Source organism: Peptostreptococcus sp., assembly GCF_036639115.1.
GTDB lineage: Bacteria > Bacillota > Clostridia > Peptostreptococcales > Peptostreptococcaceae > Peptostreptococcus.
This window is the reverse complement of record NZ_JAVWJH010000001.1, coordinates 454,851-473,509: the sequence shown is the minus strand read 5'-3', so window position 1 is coordinate 473,509 and position 18,659 is coordinate 454,851. Positions and strand designations below refer to the sequence as shown.

Annotated in this window: 16 protein-coding genes; all 16 read right to left on the bottom strand. The window is 32.8% G+C overall.

All coding sequences use genetic code 11. From position 1 onward, the window contains the following. Positions 1–47 precede the first annotated feature (47 nt). The 16 genes from brnQ to RR561_RS01890 all read right to left on the bottom strand — a co-directional run bounded on the left by brnQ (position 48) and on the right by RR561_RS01890 (position 18,653). A complete protein-coding gene (gene brnQ, locus RR561_RS01965) occupies positions 48–1,370 on the bottom strand; it encodes a branched-chain amino acid transport system II carrier protein (protein WP_332505740.1) in 1,323 nt (440 codons plus the stop codon). A gap of 73 nt (positions 1,371–1,443) precedes the next feature. Continuing rightward, a complete protein-coding gene (locus tag RR561_RS01960) occupies positions 1,444–2,433 on the bottom strand; it encodes a 2-hydroxyacid dehydrogenase (protein ID WP_332505739.1) in 990 nt (329 codons plus the stop codon). Positions 2,434–2,764: 331 nt separating this feature from the next. Further along, on the bottom strand, positions 2,765–3,775 hold the full coding sequence (locus RR561_RS01955) for an electron transfer flavoprotein subunit alpha/FixB family protein (RefSeq protein ID WP_332505738.1): 1,011 nt from the start codon (positions 3,773–3,775) through the stop codon (positions 2,765–2,767). Positions 3,776–3,831: 56 nt separating this feature from the next. Next, positions 3,832–4,623, bottom strand: coding sequence for an electron transfer flavoprotein subunit beta/FixA family protein (locus RR561_RS01950; RefSeq protein ID WP_332505737.1), 792 nt, complete (start codon positions 4,621–4,623; stop codon positions 3,832–3,834). 15 nt (positions 4,624–4,638) lie between these two features. Next, a complete protein-coding gene (locus RR561_RS01945; RefSeq protein ID WP_332505736.1) occupies positions 4,639–5,772 on the bottom strand; it encodes an acyl-CoA dehydrogenase family protein in 1,134 nt (377 codons plus the stop codon). Between the two features lie 31 nt (positions 5,773–5,803). Next, positions 5,804–6,922 carry a 2-hydroxyacyl-CoA dehydratase subunit D gene (locus RR561_RS01940; RefSeq protein ID WP_332505735.1) on the bottom strand — a complete coding sequence of 373 codons (1,119 nt, stop codon included), beginning with the start codon at positions 6,920–6,922 and terminating at the stop codon, positions 5,804–5,806. After that, positions 6,915–8,153, bottom strand: a complete 1,239-nt coding sequence (locus RR561_RS01935) for a 2-hydroxyacyl-CoA dehydratase subunit D (RefSeq protein WP_332505734.1) — start codon at positions 8,151–8,153, stop codon at positions 6,915–6,917. Before RR561_RS01935 ends, RR561_RS01940 begins: the two co-directional genes overlap by 8 nt. 13 nt (positions 8,154–8,166) lie before the next feature. Beyond that, on the bottom strand, positions 8,167–8,955 hold the full coding sequence (locus tag RR561_RS01930) for an acyl-CoA dehydratase activase (protein ID WP_332505733.1): 789 nt from the start codon (positions 8,953–8,955) through the stop codon (positions 8,167–8,169). Positions 8,956–9,044: 89 nt separating this feature from the next. Continuing rightward, a complete protein-coding gene (locus tag RR561_RS01925; protein ID WP_332505732.1) occupies positions 9,045–10,283 on the bottom strand; it encodes a CaiB/BaiF CoA transferase family protein in 1,239 nt (412 codons plus the stop codon). Positions 10,284–10,493: 210 nt separating this feature from the next. Continuing rightward, positions 10,494–12,179, bottom strand: coding sequence for a class I adenylate-forming enzyme family protein (locus RR561_RS01920; protein WP_332505731.1), 1,686 nt, complete (start codon positions 12,177–12,179; stop codon positions 10,494–10,496). 240 nt (positions 12,180–12,419) lie between these two features. Continuing rightward, positions 12,420–13,145 carry a GntR family transcriptional regulator gene (locus RR561_RS01915; protein ID WP_332505730.1) on the bottom strand — a complete coding sequence of 242 codons (726 nt, stop codon included), beginning with the start codon at positions 13,143–13,145 and terminating at the stop codon, positions 12,420–12,422. A gap of 352 nt (positions 13,146–13,497) precedes the next feature. After that, positions 13,498–14,085 (bottom strand): helix-turn-helix domain-containing protein, encoded by a 588-nt coding sequence (locus RR561_RS01910; protein ID WP_332505729.1) that lies wholly within the window; start codon positions 14,083–14,085, stop codon positions 13,498–13,500. Between the two features lie 533 nt (positions 14,086–14,618). Then, positions 14,619–15,584: a macro domain-containing protein gene (locus tag RR561_RS01905; RefSeq protein ID WP_332505728.1), complete on the bottom strand. Its 966-nt coding sequence runs from the start codon at positions 15,582–15,584 to the stop codon at positions 14,619–14,621. A 105-nt stretch (positions 15,585–15,689) separates the two neighbouring features. After that, positions 15,690–15,929 (bottom strand): DUF1653 domain-containing protein, encoded by a 240-nt coding sequence (locus RR561_RS01900; protein ID WP_332505727.1) that lies wholly within the window; start codon positions 15,927–15,929, stop codon positions 15,690–15,692. Between the two features lie 4 nt (positions 15,930–15,933). After that, on the bottom strand, positions 15,934–16,524 hold the full coding sequence (locus tag RR561_RS01895; RefSeq protein ID WP_332505726.1) for a TetR/AcrR family transcriptional regulator: 591 nt from the start codon (positions 16,522–16,524) through the stop codon (positions 15,934–15,936). Positions 16,525–16,727: 203 nt separating this feature from the next. After that, a complete protein-coding gene (locus tag RR561_RS01890) occupies positions 16,728–18,653 on the bottom strand; it encodes a vWA domain-containing protein (protein ID WP_332505725.1) in 1,926 nt (641 codons plus the stop codon). Between the last annotated feature and the right edge of the window lie 6 nt (positions 18,654–18,659).

Genomic DNA, 18,659 nt, shown 5'->3' with positions numbered 1-18,659 from the left:
CATATATCTTTTTCTAATAATTATTGTACTTTAAACTCAACTATACTTTAAACTGGATCTGCTATTGTCTTACCAACGCTAGCGTACTTACTAATTAATGTAAGTATAACTGCTCCTATTACTGCTGGAAGCAACCATTCAAAACCAAATTTAGCAAGTGGTAGTGTTTGTATAAATTCTACTGTACTTGACAAGAAGCTCCCACCTCTCATTGTAGATGCCATATTCAAGCTCTGTACTAAAGATACTGAAAACGCACCTAAAACAGCTCCTGTGTATGTCCAATTATACTTAATCTTACTATCAAATAATGACATTAAGATCAACACGATCATTACTGGATATATTGCAGATAGAATAGGAACTGCTACTGATATCAAGCCGTCCACTCCTAAGAATGAAAGTCCGAATGATACTAGTACAGCAATTGTTACAACCTGCTTATATTTAATCTTACCATTTGATATGTCTTCGAAATAGTTACCACATGTAGAAGTAAGTCCTGTAGATGTTGTCAAGCAAGCAAGTGTTACTGCAAGACCCATAAATACCTTACCTACATCACCTAACATAAGTTCAACCATACCAATTAATAATGCAGTTCTTTCTGTATTTCCATCAAAATGACCACCAACTGTTGCCCCTGCATAAGTTAAACTTCCGTATACTAATGCAAGAAGAACAAATGCTACTAGGCCAACCTGTAAACTTGCCTTTAATCTTGTTTCTTCATCATTATAGCCACGTCTGACAAGGTCCGATATAACTATACCTGCCATAAGTGGGGCTCCCAAAGCATCCATTGTTTGGTAACCTTCCTTAAATCCTAATGTAAATAACTGAGGTGTTCCTGTAGTTACCATTGGATCTGGAGGATTTATTATTGCTACTGCAACTACTAATCCAAGTATTAATAATAGACATGGAGTAAGATACTTACCTATTATTTCTATTACTTTTGTTGGATTCAATGCTATATAGTATGTTATTGCAAAGAATACTACACTTGTCAACCAACCAGGAACTCCTGGGAATAGTGGTCTTATTAGTATTTCATGCGTTGTAGCACCTGTTCTTGGAACAGCAAATAAAGGTCCTATTGTAAGTATTGCTATTGTACCTACTAACTTAGCAAACTTAGGGCTTATTCTTTTACCAATGTCATCTGCTTTGCCGCCTAACTTTGCTGTTGCCACAACACCAAGTATAGGTAGTACTGGGTCAGATAATAAGAATGCAAACATTGCAACGTACCATCTGTCACCTGCTAATACTCCAAGATACGGTGGGAATATCAAGTTACCCGCACCAAAGAAGATTGCAAATAATGCAAACCCACAAATTATTATATCTTTCTTTTTAATTTCCATATTCTTTTTTTTCACCTTTTCTAAAATAGATAATCAGCAACTATTTTTTAAAAATATTTAACTTACAAAGTTCTTATAAACCGTTTACTATGTTTATTGGTCTTTCTCCATCCATAACTCTAACCATATTTTCATATGACCACTGAGACATTCTTATAAATGCATCATCTGTAGTACCAGCAATATGTGGAGTTATAGAAAGTCTAGCCTTACCAGCTTCAGTTAAATTGAAGATTGGGTGATCAGCTGTTGGAGGTTCTGGAGCTATAACATCTAATCCAGCGAATACTCTTCCGTTGTTTAGAGCTTCTGCTAAATCTTCATTGTTTACTATTTCACCTCTAGCAACGTTTATTATTATTGCATCTTGCTTCATCTTGTCTATAGTTTCTTTACGTACCATATTTCTTGTAGAGTCCAATACTGGAACGTGATAAGAGATAATATCACAAGTCTCAAGTATTTCTTCATATGTACAGTATTCTAATCCGTGTTCTTTTTCAAATTCCTCAGCTCTAAATACATCATAATACTTGATTGTGCATCCAAAAGCCTGAAGCATCTTAACTGCTGCGTGACCTATAGCGCCAAGTCCTACTAGTCCGATTACTCTAGAACTTAATTCACTCTGTCCCTTAACCTGGTATGACTTAAAGCTTTCGTTGAATCCATCAACACCCTTTGCCTTTATTAGTGCATCAGCTTCAGGCATTCTTCTTAAACAACTAATCATATGACCAACAGCTAATTCAGCAACTGGTACAGCGTTAACAGCTCTATTATTACAAACAAAGATTCCCTTTTCCTTAGTAGCTGCAAGATCTATCTTATCAAATCCAACACCTAGTGAATGTATTAGCTTACAGTTGTCAAGTTGTTCAACAACTTCTTTTCTGAAATGGTCTACTGGACCACAGAATATTATGTCAGCATCCTTACACTGTGCTACTAATTCTTCATCGCTACATGGGTAGTTAATATACTGGAAATCCCATCCTTCAGGCTTCTTTACACCGAATCTTTCAATAATGTTTTTGTTACAAGTGACTCTAACCTTAACCATTTTTGCTTCCCCCTTAGAAATTTGAGTTATTTTCGTTATTTATTTAACCAAACTGTTAAAAAATTTTACCTTCTTTGTTAACAATCCACACTAAAACAAGAAAATAAATAACATTTTATTTTGATTATAACTTATTGATTATATTTTATCGATTATAGTTAGTATCTAGGAGATTACGCTCACCTCCTAGACACATTAAACTATAAATTATTGCTTGTCTTGCATATAAAGTAGATATACTTTATATTATTTTGAATCATTTCAAGTTTTTAAACTACTTGTTTATTATAAACTCTTTATTTAAATGCTCTTAGTTCTTAAGAACAATGAATTACATCATTGCTTCTTCAGCACTCTTAAGGGCTTTTACTTTTTCTATTAATATTGGTATAATCTGATGTAAATCACCAACTACACCTAGGTCTGCAACACCAAATATAGGAGCATTTTCATCCTTGTTGATTGCTACTATAAATTCAGAGTCTTCCATACCAGCTAAATGCTGTATAGCACCTGAGATACCACAAGCCATATATAGGTCTGGTCTAACAGTCTTTCCAGTCTGTCCAACCTGTCTATCTCTGCTTATCCAACCAGCATCAACGTTAGCTCTTGAAGAAGTAACTAATCCGCCAAGTTCATCAGCAAGTTCCTTTAATACGTCAAAGTATTCAGCGCTTCCTATACCTCTACCACCTGATATAAGTACCTTAGATTCAGTAATATCTACTGACTGATTAGTTGACTTAACAACTTCTCTTATCTTGATATTCATATCTTCTGGCTTGAAGTCAACCTTGAAGTCTTCTACTTCACCAGTCTTAGAAGTATCTCTTGGAAGAGCCTTCATAACACCTGGTCTAACTGTTGCCATCTGAGGTCTGAATTCCTTACAAACTATTGTAGCCATGATGTTACCACCAAATGCTGGTCTAGTCATAAGTAATAACTTAGTTTCTGGATCTATTTCTAACTTAGTACAGTCAGCTGTAAGTCCAGTATGTACTCTTGCAGAAACTCTAGGAGCTAGGTCTCTACCTATTGAAGTAGCACCGAATAGTACTATTCCTGGGTTCTTGTCCTCTATTATTGCATTTACTGCCTTTGTGTATGGTTCTGTTGCATATATGTCTAATATTGGATCATCTACGCATATTACCTTTTCTGCTCCATGGTATATTAATGTGTCAGCTAATCCCTTCACATTGTTTCCTAATAAAACTGCAACTACCTTCTGATCTAGGTCTGCTGCTAGTGTATTTGCTATACCGATAAGCTCGATGCCTACTTTCTGAATGACACCATCTATCTGTTCAACTACTACATAAATATCTTTGTTCATTGGGTTATCTTCCTTTCAAATTATTGTATTAAAGTTATCTTTCAAAATTTACAGTATTATATTAAATACTTTTCTTGTAGCTTAGCAAGAATTGCATCTGCTGCTTCTTCTGGAGTTAAACCTTCTAGCTTAACACCCTTGCCCTTAGCCTGCTTAGTGAATGACTTTTTAACATTTGTAGGTGATCCCTTTAAACCGATATTTGCTACATCAAGTTTGTCTTCTATGTCTTTTAGTCCCCAAACCTTTATGTCCTTCTTATAAGCGTCAAATATTCCACCAACTGACATATATCTTGGAGTTATTTCTTCGCTTAAAGTAGTTATTAGACAAGGTGGCTGTATTTCGATAATATGATATCTGTCCTCGAATTGTCTCTTAACTATGAACTTTCCATCTTCAACCTTTAGGCTTTCACAATAAGAAATCTGTGGTATCTGTAAATGTTCTGCTATCTGTGGTCCAACCTGAGCTGTATCACCATCTATAGCCTGTCTACCAGCTATGATTATATCATAATCTAAGTTTCTTAAAGCTCCTGCTATTGTTGTTGATGTTGCCCATGTATCTGCTCCACCGAATGCTCTATCTGATACTAATACACCATCATCGCATCCCATAGCTAATGCTTCTCTTATTGCTAACTGTGCCTGTGGAGGTCCCATTGATACTACTGTTACAGTACTTCCTGGAACATCTTCCTTTATCTGAAGTGCTAATTCCAAACCTGCTTTATCATCAGGATTTATTATACTTGGTACTCCGTCACGAATTAAAGTATTCTTAACAGGATCAAGCTTTACCTCTGTTGTATCTGGTACTTGCTTAATGCAAACTACAATTTTCATTTATACTACCTCCCCTTATTTCAATACGTTTGATGCTATTACCATCTTCTGTACTTCTGAAGTACCTTCATATATTGAAGTTACTCTCATGTCTCTATACATTCTCTCTACTGGATATTCCTTGATATAACCATAACCACCATGAATCTGTAATGCCTTATCTACAATCCACTTACCTTCTTCTGTAGCAAATAATTTTGCCATTGAAGCTTCCTTATCGGCTGGTTTACCCATATCCATCTGATATGCAGCATCGTATACAAGGTGACGCATAGCACAAATCTTAGTTTCCATTTCAGCTAGTATGAACTGAGTGTTCTGGAAATTAGCTATTGATCTACCAAACTGATTTCTAGCCTTTGCATACTTAACAGCTTCTTCCATAGCACCTTCTGCGATACCTAGTGCCTGGCAAGCTATACCTAATCTACCAACTGAAAGTGTCTTCATTGCGTTGATAAATCCTCTACCTTCTTTTCCTAACATCATTGCTTTTGGAACTCTAACGTTTTCTAGAACAACGTCACTAGTTGGGCAACCAATTACACCCATCTTATTTTCTGGCTTACCAAATGATACACCTTCTGCCTTTGAATCTACTATAAATGTAGATATTCCCTTAGTTCCTAATTCTGGATTAGTCTTAGCAAATAAGATTACATAGTCAGATACTGGTGCTCCAGTTATAAATGTCTTTCTACCGTTGATGATGTAGTCATCTCCATCAGCAACTGCAGTAGTTAATATTGAACCTGCATCAGAACCTGCGCCTGGCTCAGTAAGTGCGAAACAGAACATTTTTTCTCCTGTAACCATTGGTCTTAGGTATTGTTCCTTTTGTTCTTCAGTACCATCTCTTAATATTGGTGTTGACTGTAGTGAGTTTGGAGATGATATCCATATAGTTGAAACACCAGAAGCCTTAGCTAACTCTTCCATAACTATTGCATATGAACGGTGATCTCCTCCTGATCCACCATATTCCTTTGGTATCTTGATACCTAAAAATCCAGCGTCAGCCATTTTGTGATATATTTCCATTGGAAATTCGCCTGTTTCATCTACTTCTTCAGCAGTTGGCTTTATTACTTCTTCAGCAAATTGCTTTGCTAGCTGACGAACTAATTCGTGTTCTTTTTCGAAAATCATAGATTGCCTCCTTAAAATTTTTAATGTTTAATTAAATCATATCTGCAAATGTCTGCAATGCAGTCTTTGCTTGTTCGAAGTTAGTCATTTGCTGATCCACTTCAACTAGAATGTTCATTATTCCAGCTTCATTAAGTTCATCTCTGATGATTGGATAATCAAATTCATCTGATTCACTAAACTTAGTCATAAGATATAATACACCGTCGGCCTTGTGTTCTTTAACCTTGTCTATTACTATCTGTCCTCTAAGCTTGCTTGGATCGTACAATAATGCACTACCTTCTATATCTGAAATCCATTTAGCTAAAGCTCTTACTGGATTGTCAGTAGCTTCATCAACTAAATAATCAAACTGTCCAGATTCGTGGTTAACGTTATCATCTACTATACCTAGCTTGAATTCTTCTAATATTTTCATGATATCAGGGCTGTTTGCTAGTATACCAGTAGTAACTATCTTCTTACCTTCAAACTTTTCTTCTGGAGTTGACTTTAGTGTATTGTTTATTTCTTCTACAATAGCTAAGTGTTCAGCCTTGTCAAAGAAATAAGCACTCGACATTACTCTTGCTCTAAATGTTGGTGTTATAGTATTTAGATGAGTTGATGCTAGTTGGTTGAATTCCTGCATAGCCTTTCTATGTCTATTATATAAAACTATTGCTTCTTCAACCTTGCTGTCTTCTATCTCACAACCAGCAATTTCTTCTAATTGCTTTTTAAGCTTTATATACTGCTTTTCGTTGTAATCAATACCAGCCTTTATCTTTCTGTTTTGTCCATATCCTATGTATAGGCAAGGAACGTTCTTTACTGCTCTTTTCCAGTTCTGGCTAAGACCCTTTAGTCCGTCACTTAAACCGCCTATTATCATTCCTGACATCTTGTCAAGCTTTCCTTCTAAACCTAAATCCATAAGTCTTAATATTGGAGCTGCATAGAACGCTGGGAAATATTCCTTTGCTGAAGTTACTTCACCTTCAGCTCCCCATATACCCATTGGTATCATTCCTGCTGCATATACTAATTCTTCTGGTGCATATACTGGTGCACAACCTATTACCTTCTTGCCTTCATTTGTATACTTATCCAATTGTTCAAATGGACATACATCTAGCTTTTCTAATAATAAATTTATATTACTCATGTTTTTGTGCCTCCTTTGCTGCTTTACTTGCTTCCATTACTTCTATAAGACCTTGTACTCTTGTATCATATTGTGCTTCTGAGAAGTTTCTTGGATCCGCCTGGTCACCATCAAATGTAGCTGTTGGTATTCCAGTCTTTTCTCTGATTTCTCTTTCCATTTCATACATAATAGCACTCCACTGCTTACAGCTTCTGTTAATGTGGAATAACATACCATCTATGTTGTTTTCTTCTAGCAACTTAAGTCTCATATCTGTAGCTCTTTCGTAAGAAATAGCATTAGGAGTTCCGCAGTAAGCCTGCATCAATTCATAAGTATTATTGTAAATGTATCCGAATGCGTCTGCATATACAGTACCACATACGTTTACACCATTATCCTTTAGTTGTTTGAATGTGTGTCTTAAGTGTGGCCAACAAGCTATACCTTCAAACACAATTCTATATTTTTCATCAGCCTTGAAAGTAGACTTACCTTCCTTAACGTTTTGGTCAAATTCTTCTGCAAGTTTTTCAAAAGCTAAAGCTGACTCTAACTTACCTCTTGCACATACTGCAACTGCCATATGGTTAAATACATCAAAACCACTAAATGGTGATGGAGTATATTTAGCATATCCAGTAGCCTTTAACCAAGCTCTACCAGTTCTCTGAGATATTTCCATAACTTCATTAAACTTATCTTCATCCCATTTCTTACCAGTTAAGTCTTCTAACTGCTTGATAGCATAGTCAAACTGACCCTTTAGGTATTCAACTCTGTCATCTCCAGCTTCATATTCGTTATTATAAGGTACATCTATTAATATTAGTGGAATATTTAATTCTTTCGCTATATTTTCGTACCACTTGATCATACAGTTACATATATTGTTACAGCAAGCAACGAAGTCTGGCTGAGGCATGTTAAGTTCTGGTGCATCCTTTACATCCATATAAGCCAAGCTTATTCTAGCATATGCACAGATATCATTTGAATATCCATTATTTTCTGCAACTTCACATAATCTCTGTCCACCACCCTTAGCAGATATTGCAGCTGCCTGGTTTTCAGGGTAAACAACCTTTATGTCTAGTGTTTCAAATATTTCCTGAGGGAAGTTAGACGCGCACCAACCAACTTTTTCCCCTCTCTCTTTTGCATCCCATGCTTCCTGATAGTGCTTTGCAACAATTTCTCCCAACATTTTCTTTGCTGGTTTTTCTTCTACCATTCCTGTATTACTCATGATAAGCTCCTTTCTAGCCTTTTAAATATTCTTCATATGCGTATAAGGCCGCCCCTATCGCACCTGCCATCTGTGAATCTTCAGAAATCATTATTTCAGTTTCTAATTCTTCACTTAAAGCTCTAACGATTCCAGAGTTTTTTGTAACTCCACCAGTCATAGCTACAGGTTGTGTAAGTCCTCCCCTTTTAGCAAGTCCAGCAACTCTACTAGCAACAGAGTAGTGGATTCCCCTTACTATATTTGGGATTGGAATTTTCTTTGCCATACAAGAGATTACCTCTGATTCAGCAAATACTGTACAAGTAGAACTTATTGGTGTTTTTTCTGTGGCTTGTTCATCTAGTTTACCTAAGTCCCCTAGTTCAACGTCTAGCACTCCACACATTACTTCTAAGAATCTTCCTGTACCAGCGGCACACTTATCGTTCATCAAGAAATTCATTAGCTGCCCTTTATTGTTTAATTTTAAAACCTTTATATCCTGTCCGCCGATGTCGATTATTGTTCTTACATCGCCGAATATATAAGATCCGCCCTTTGCGTGACAACTTAATTCGCTCATTGTTTTCTTTGCATCGTCGTAACTGTTTCTACCATAACCAGTAGAAACAATTACTTCAACATCATCTAAAGTCAAATTTGCTTTTTTTGTCACTTCATCTATTACGCGATCTACGCCCTTTGTTCCTGCGCCTAAGTTGACCACGCCTTTACTTACTATATCTTTTCCATTTTTGAGTATTACACATTTTGATGAAGTTGAACCTATGTCAATACCCATTGTATATATTTCACTCATTTTTTCATCATCCTTCACTATTTAAATTAGTTACAAACACACTCTACTAAAATACTTAAACGGCGAATTAGTAATACTCATAAAAAGTATTATTTATCTTCCCAAATGTATAGAGTTTTGTTTTCTATCATTTCATTTATTTGATCTTCCTTGTATCCAAGTTCCTTCATTACTTCAACACCGTGTTCACCAATCATTGGTCCCTTGTTGTATGGAGTAGGTCCCATTTCAGCAAACTTAATTGGATGCTTAACTAGTACTCTTTCTCCATTTGGATATTCCATCTTATGGAAGCAGTCATTTGCCCAAGCCTGATCATCTTCAAGAAGTTCTTCCCAAGTCTTTGCTAGTGCAAATGGAATGTCAGCGTCAGTTAATATCTGTGCCCATTCTTCATGGCTCTTTTGTTCAAATGTTGACATTACTCTGTCATATACTGTTGTTCCTAATCCGTTTTCGTGTAGGTTCTGAACTGGGAAGAATCTTTCGTCTTCAACCATTTCAGTTAATCCTAAAGCTGTAAGGAATTTCTTGAAGTAAGTATTGTAATCAGGCATACAAGTCTGAATATATCTTCCTTCACTTGTTCTCCAACAAGCATTGAATGGATTACTTGATTCTCTAATATTTATTGGATACTTTACTCCGACATCAGGATACTGAGCTGCCTGAATCATCATACCCATGTTGAATATTGCACTTTCGAATAAACTTGTTTCAACCTTTTCACCTTCGCCAGTAAGCTTAGCATGATATAGTGCTGCAAGAACACCAGCTGCAAGATTTATACCAACATTGTGATCACCTAGTCCAGGAGCAACGTTCATTGGAACATCTGACTTCTGTCTAAGGTTTTCTAGGTATCCACCTCTAGCAAAGAATGCTGTAAAGTCAAATCCTGGAAGATCCTTATCTGGTCCAAATTCACCATAACCAGTACATAGAGCATATACTAAGCTTGGATACTTAACTTTTAGAGTTTCATAGTCAAGACCAGCTCTTTCTAATGCCTGAACTCTCCAGTTTGTTATAAGTACGTCAGCATCATCTAATAATTTAAAGAATGCTTCCTTACCTGCTGGGTCTTTCATGTTAAGAGATATACATCTCTTGTTTGCATTTTCAAGTTCCCAAGTTGTATTTTCATACATATCTAAAGGTCTACCTTCTGTAGGTGCTGTATATCTTAATGGATCCCCCTTAGCGCTTTCTATCTTTATTACGTCTGCGCCCAAATCTGCTAAAAATCTACCTGTTGTAGCTGCAGCAATAAAGTTAGCAAGTTCAACGACTTTGATCCCCTTTAATGGTTGTTTTCTAGTGCTCATCACATTACCTCCCACAAAATATTAATTAATTTAATGTAATTATGTCTTGAATGTCTTTGATACTATCAATATTAAGTTTAATATTATTTTTTGTTACAAATTTTTATTTTACTTAACATTTTAAACATATCGTTAACAATCTTAGTTATATTTAAACAAACACTTAGTTTGTTTTTTACTTATCTAATAGCCGCAATTAAAACCATCATCTTAGTGTTTCTCATGATGATGTTTTTCTTTGTGTTTTTTCTTTTCTTTCTCCATTTTTTCATGTATCTTTCTAGCTTTCTTTTCTTTCTTCTCTAATCTTTCCCTGTTTCTTCTTGCAACCTCTTCTTTTAACTCTTCTGTCGCAATTTTTCTTATTTCTTTCTCATTTATCTTCCCTGTAGGATTCTTAGGGAACTCTTCTATAAATAGAAAGTAACTAGGTATCTTATATTTACTAATATTTTTTTCCAAGTATTCTCTTATCTGTATTTCTAAATTCTCGTCTTTTTTATGTTCTATACAGGCAACTATTTCTTCTTGAAGTACCTCTGATTTCATTCCAAATACATATACTTCTAAGCCTCTTTTAGATTCTTTTATAAACTGTTCTATCTCAACTGGAGATATATTCTCTCCACCTCTTATTATCAAATTCTTTCTTCTTCCTACTACATATAGGTAGTCATCCTCGTCCATATAAGCAAGATCCCCTGTTCTGAGCCAACCATCTGATTGAACTGCATCACATACTACTGGATCTGATGCTAAATAACCTTTTGTGACACTGTATCCTTTGACAAATATTTCGCCGACTTCATTTCTTTTACATTCTTCCATTGTGTCCAAATTAATTATTTTAACTTCTACATTACTTACGACTTTTCCTGATGACTTTGCTTTCAAATCTATAGGATCATCATACCCTGCTATTGAAACACAAGGTGATGCTTCTGTCAATCCATATGAAGTTTGCAACTTCATTCCATTTAGCTTGCTGCATACTTCTTTATATTCATGAGGATATATCGGAGAACCTGCTATTATTCCACTCTTTAGACTGCTAAGATCAAAATCTTGCATTCTTGGGTTTTTAACCATGGCTAAAAACATACTTGGAACACCATTTAATATGGTACATTTATCTCTTTCAATAACATCACAAACGTGCATTGTTTTATATTTATGTATAAGTGATATTGGCATTCCAGCGATTATGCTAGTTAATAAACTAACTGTTATACCGAAACAATGAAATAACGGTACAGCCAAGCACATTCTGTCATTTTCATCCCATCTCATCTGTTTTACTACTTCTCTAGCATTATTTACTATTGAATGATGGCTCAACATTACACCTTTACAGTTATTAGTTGTACCTGATGTGAATAAAACGCATGCCAATTCATGAGCGTTTGGTTGCTTTGGCAATTCTCTTTCTGTTGGAAGTTTACTCTCAACTAACTTTAACCACTGCTTATAAGTTCGCTCAATATTGTATATCTTAACATGACTGGACTCTCTATCTTTTCTAACTTTTTCCATAACATCTTCAGTTGAATCACCACCACAAAGATTTGTATAGAAAAGATGTTTTATATCAGCTATTTTGATACAGTCTATCAATTCTTTTTCCTTAAAACAAGGATTTATCAACACTGCCACTGCACCCAGCTTCTGTAATGAGAGAAATGCTATTATCCAACTAGCGCTGTTGACTCCTAAGATTCCAACTCTATCACCTGGTTTAATACCCTGTTCTATTAAAATTTTCGCCACTTTATTGGTTACATTATTAACACAACCCCATGTAAAAACCTCTTCTCCATGATTCATGAAGATACTATTCGGTGTTTCGTGCGCTCTTTTCTCTAAACATTCGCTCACCGTCATGTTTACCAGTTCCATATTTTTACCCCCAATGCTACAAAACAACAACCAAGTTCTAACCCCCATTAGTCAACCGTTATATATATGATTTACATCTATAAAAACATGTCTTTCCTTGGCTACTTGTATACTAGTTCTTTTTCTCAACAACAGTTTAACATTTTTTTATCATCAAGTAAAGCAAATTTAAATAATTGTTAAAAAAAAATTAACAAATTTATTAAAAACAAAAATCCACTCTAAACCTCACCCTAAAACTTACCTCTTGCCAGATTCAGAACTCATGAAGTAGTGTTTATACTCAGGATCAATATGTATTTCACCAGTTACTGTTTCTATGTGGTTTGTCATACATTGTAATGCCATGTCCAAATCATCTTCTTCAATATATTTCAAAATCAGTCTGTGTTCATCAATTAAATGAGAAACTTTATATCCTAACCTTATATATACATTTCTCCATCTTGATATATGCAATAAATGCACACTTATCAAATTAAGTATATTTTTATTTTCTACACTAACAATTATATACTCGTGAAACTCTTCATCTAACCCTTGAAACTCTTCCATGTACTCATTAGCATAATAAAAGTTCTCTTGTTTTTTAATGTTTAATTTCATCTTTTCTATTATATTAGATTTGTCCTTTTTCTTCATAAAGCGATACAGCATTTCTTTTTCAATCGATATTCTAATCAATAATGCTGTTCTAATATAGTCTAAATCTATATAGTTGACGTATGTTCCCCTCTGAGGATAAACCGTCAAAAACATATCTTGAGTAAGTCGTGCAAACGCATTCCTAATGACTGACCTTGAAACGCCATACTCATCTGAAATTCTATTTTCGCTAATTTTACTACCAGGTTCTAACTCAAGATCAATAATTCTATTGAGAATATCCTGATAAATTTCCTCCGAAGAGATTGGTTTTTCCATAACATCATCTCCAATCACTTTACATATACTAGTATACCACAATTTACGGTTTAATCAACTATTTTTAACAATATTTTTAAGCAATTTTAACATATTTATTTTAATTATGTCGTATACTTCTTTTATGGTAACGTTTCTTACTTTTCATTATAAAAAAGGCTTAATTGCTTATCTTATAAAAGAAGTTAAAGTATTCATTAACAAAGCCCGTTTATTTTTTTGAAATTTCGTACAATTTAATCAATATCAATTTCTTTTACAATAAATTGAATTTTTAGAATCTAAGCCCATTTGTACATCATTAAAATACATTTTTTTCATAAATACGAAAAAAGACCTAATTTTTTAAATATAATTAGGTCTTTTAAAGCTTTTATTTCATTTTTACGAAAAACTATATTTTTATTGCTTTTGATAGCCCTTTACTAGTACTGTAGACATACAATTTGCCCCCTTTCATCATAGGAAATCTTACTTCAGATGACTGTTCAGGGTACATTCTGTAAAAATAAACTCTATCATTTTTAACATAGGCAAAAAATAATATATAATCATTCTTTTCCATTGGATGCTTTAGACTTACATAGTAGTCCATATCCATTAATTCGACACTATACTCACTTTCTTCTACCTCCCAAGTTGACTTTACAGCTTCAAGTTTTTTACCACAACAATATATTGTTGAACTTCCTGTACTAATCAACACATTGGAACATACTGGGCACACATAAAACTTAATCCTGTTAATATTTCCTATATCTGGCTCATTTGCCGTTATTTCACCTTCCATTACTTGCATCATATCCACACCTAATATCTGAGATAGATCTGACCATACAGATGAGTCCGGAAATCCTAAACCACACTCCCATTTTGAAACTGTTTTATTTGTAACACCTATGGCATCTGCCAAGTTCTGTTGAGTAAACTCTTTTTCTTTTCTTAATTGGGCTATTAATTTCCCTGTTTTTGCACAATCCATATGTACCTCCTCACAAGTTTGCTATAACTAAGCTCTCATGTATCACTTCCTAATACAAGATTAAGATGCAACTCATAAGCTAATATAATTACTTCCTCACGTCACAATTTTATAAATTTATAAATACAACTTTCAGTATATATAATTATACCCATCTTTTAACTAGTAAACAATCCACGTTCAGTAGACCTTTATTGTTTTAATATTTAGAATTTTTATATTTTTATTCACATAGTACAATATTTTTTGATTTTATTTTTATTACTTATTTATATATTTTTCTTTTACATTCCTATAGGTTTTAAATATTTTTATTATAATCTTATTTTTAAAATATTTTTTCTCACTATAATATGATAATTTCTTTTATTATATATACTCTCAGCAAAATTAATACTAGTGTTTAATCTAGATATAAATATATTTTACGATATAGTTTTTATTTAACATTTTTCCTATATTAAATAGCGGTATTTATATGCTATCTTTTATAAAAAAATATAAGCCCCAAAAAATAATCTTGGGGCTTATTTCTAGAATCCTAATAACTTCTCACCATACTTAAATAACACTGAATTAATTTTAAATAGGTCATAATTTTTACTATCTATAAAATATTTTATTATAATATCATATATGCTACTATCAGATAAATTATATCCATAATCCCCTAATAGTGTTATTAAATCAGCTATATTCAATTTAAGTGCTATAGAAATTGAAATAAGTACATTTTTACTAGGACAATATAGCTTACTATTTTTTAATTCTTTCAGTAAATCTTCATCTATATTTGCTTTTTTGTATAGCTCATCTATAGATATATTGTTTTTATCTATTAAAACAGCCAATTCTTCAGTAAAATTCTTTCGTTTTTTCTCTTTATATACCTTTTTTTCCTTGTCATTATCTATATTTTCTTCGCCATCATCTAATTTTTTTTGTGAACTATATATATTGTCTTTTTGATCTACTATTTTTTTTCTTAAGATATTTGATATTTCATCTCTAATCTTGCTATCAGGTATTATAAAGCTCTCTCTATTAAATATAACCAAAATAACCTTCATATCATTTTCTTTAAGGAATTTTTTAATTTCTGACATTGCTATGTCTATGGCAGCACTCATTGGATATCCATACACACCTGAGGAAATCAAAGGAAATGCTATGCTTTTTAATTTTCTTTCTTTTGCAATCTCAAGAGATTTTTTATAACAACTTCTCAACAGTATTTCTTCTCTATAGTCACCACCTCTCCATATGGGACCAACAGTGTGTATTACATAGCTCGCTAAAAGATTATAACCCTTGGTTAATTTCGCATCTCCAGTTTTACATCCGCCCAAAGTACTACATTCCTCTAACAAGCCATCTCCTGCAGCCTTATGTATAGCTCCATCAACTCCACCACCACCTAAAAGTGATGAATTTGCAGCATTTACAATAACATCTACATCCAATTTTGTTATATCTTCTTCTATAATATTAAAAGACATCTATACCTCCTTGATTTTAAATATAATATTATTTTTTTATTAAAGCGAGTATACTATACTATAAATAGTAGTTTTAATTTTTTCAAACTGTCAAATATAAATATTTTAATCTTCTTTGACTAGCTCAAATCTAAATTTTTGTTTTATATTAGGATATTTTACTGAGTCCACTTCACTCATAAACATATCCTGTGGTCTTATAAAAGTTTTTAGATCTCCATATAATTGCTGATATACCACATATTTTTCACCAGTCTCGCTGTGTATGGCAATATCTTTTACATAGTAAAGTCTACCTTTAAAATGTTTATACAATGCCCCAACTACTATTTTTCTATCTATCATAAAATCACCTAACTTCTTTAAAATTTTCTTCTTTTTTTAGTTCTTCACTTCTTTTTAATGACATTTTAATATTTCCATCGAATAATTTACCTATTCTTCCTATTACTTCCTCTGGATTCTCTTTCATTCCATCCAATATCCATCTCAATACCATTTCTGTTAGTGCGCACTGATAAAATGATGATATCAGAACTACATCCTCTTCATATGAATCTATTGATTGACTCTGTTTCTCTACATATTTTCCCATTATATTGCCTGCTATATTATAAATATAATTAACAAGTTCTTCTCTTTGCATAGAATTATATACATGATATACAGCTTTTTTATTTTTAAGAGCAAACTCTGCTGCCATTACAAAGCTTTCTTCCCAGGAAAATGTATCATTATACTCATCTATTACCTTTTCAAGTTCTAATTGAAACAACTCAGACAATAGTTCGTAGACATCTGAATAGTGGTAATAAAATGTATTTCTATTTATATTACACTTAATTGACAGATCTTTTACTGTAATTTTATTTATCGGCTTTTCATTAAGCATTTCAATAAATTCTTTTCTTATCATCGCTTTTGTATACTGTTGAACCAAAAAAATCAACTCCTTAATAAATGATTATACTATCCTTTACTTAATTCTAAGCTTACTCAACAGTATAAGTCAACCATTTATAGAGATATAGAACCTTATTATCTGATTATTATCTGATTATTCTCATTTTTGCATCCAATTTTATTTTTATTTGCCTTTTACCTCTAATATATATAAATAAAAGCTACCATGGACATGGTAGCCTAAATAAATATTGATTTCATATTTAATCTTATCAGTTTCAATAGTTCTCTTGGAAGCCTATTAACCTCTTCTCCTAATATTATTCCTCTTTCCTCTGTGCCCTCATTCCATATAAAATTAAATGTTTCCTTACTCTTTTCACTAATTTTACCAATTTGAAATCCATACACAAATACATTTTTAGATTTTAAACTGTCTATTTCATTTTTCGCTAATCCAGGAAAACTTGAAGCTCCATCTGTTATTTCAAAAATAATTTTAATTTCACTTCCTTTTTTTAGATCCTTTTCTTGTTTTTTAGAAATTGAGTCATTTATTTTTTTCAAGCAACCAGCATCATCGGTTGCTCCGTCTGATGCATTTAACTTTATAATAGATTTTATGATATCACTTTTTTCTTTTTCATTATTACTTTTCTCGTTAAATTTCTTAACATTATAAAATCCACTTCCAAAAAACCAAGTTTCTGTATATACCTTTATGCTTTGATTTAATTTATCTGAATTACTCAATAAATATCTATTAAAATCTTCAATCGATAATAATGTTACCGATAAAGCCTTTCTTGCTGCATCAATTTTCATTGGGTTCATTGAACCTGAGTTATCAATCAAAAATGATATTTCTATTTTACTTGGAAGTATATTTTTCTCAACCTCTAAAAGGTATCTGCTAAATATAGGTAAATTTCTATAGTTTGCCTTTTTTTCTGCTTCTACAAAATCTGGATATGCCTGTATAAAGCTATCTATATCTATTTTACCCTTAGCTTGTCTTTTTTTCTTTTTGCTTACTTCTTTTTTTGCATTTCCTACTAACTCTCTCCAAAATTTTTGCATTTCATCTCGTTCATACTTCATTTTATTTGCATAGTAGTCAAAAATCTCTTGATCACTTTGGCTTATGCCATATGATACAAGGTCTAAATACTGAGTATCTCCTATAGCTCCTCCTACTCCTGTATCATCTAACATTTCTTCTAAAATTTCATCTTGTTCATCTCTAGATAACTCAAGATTTTGTGGAAGTTCCTTTTCTTCACCTTCAATGCTAGATTTGCCTTTTTTAAGTTCATCTTTTGTCTTTCCCTTAGATTTGAATAGTGTCATAGCATCTATTTCTTCTTTCCACAATCTTTCAAATTCACTATAGACAAAAGTTCTTACAAATTCTTCTCGAACTTTTATACCTTGAGAAGAGTTTATCTGCTCAATAAAATTCGATCTTATAAAATCGAAATAATCCATATTGAATACTTTGGATTTAAATGGATTTTCTGTATTACTAATATCCGGTCTCTCATTATATAGCTCATATAGTAAAAATCCCTTAGAAAAAGCATAATGCTTTGGTATCGCTGTTATACTATCCATTGTTCTACCAGTCTTTTTCATATAATCAACTATATTTAAAAAATTTTCTTTTTTTCTATATGTTGGGCATAATTGTAAAACTCTTAGAAAACTTATATATCTATCAATAGTATACAGAAAATCCATAATTTCTCTTTTGACATAGTTTTTTATCATTGAAGCTTGATATGCCTCATCATCTTCTAAACCTACTTTTTCAACTTTTTTCATAATATAAAAAGTAACAGATTCTATTTCTTTATCCCAATATAAATATCTCTTAGCATAGTTTTTTGTATTTTTTTTCCAATCAGGATACAAGGCAAGCTCATAATATATATGCCATAACATTTGCTGGTGATCGATCTTCTCCTCTAAAAAACTTGCTAAGGGCAAATATAGAATTCCTTTAGATGCTTTAAATACAAATTTTTCTAATTTAGCTTCAGCTACATACATAAGACTTGGGTCCAATGTAAAACTTGCCAAAGATCTGGCTTCGCTATCCAGGAACTTTTCCAAATTCTTTTTTGAAATCTCTATTAATCTCTCTTCATCTAATAATTCAACCATATTATC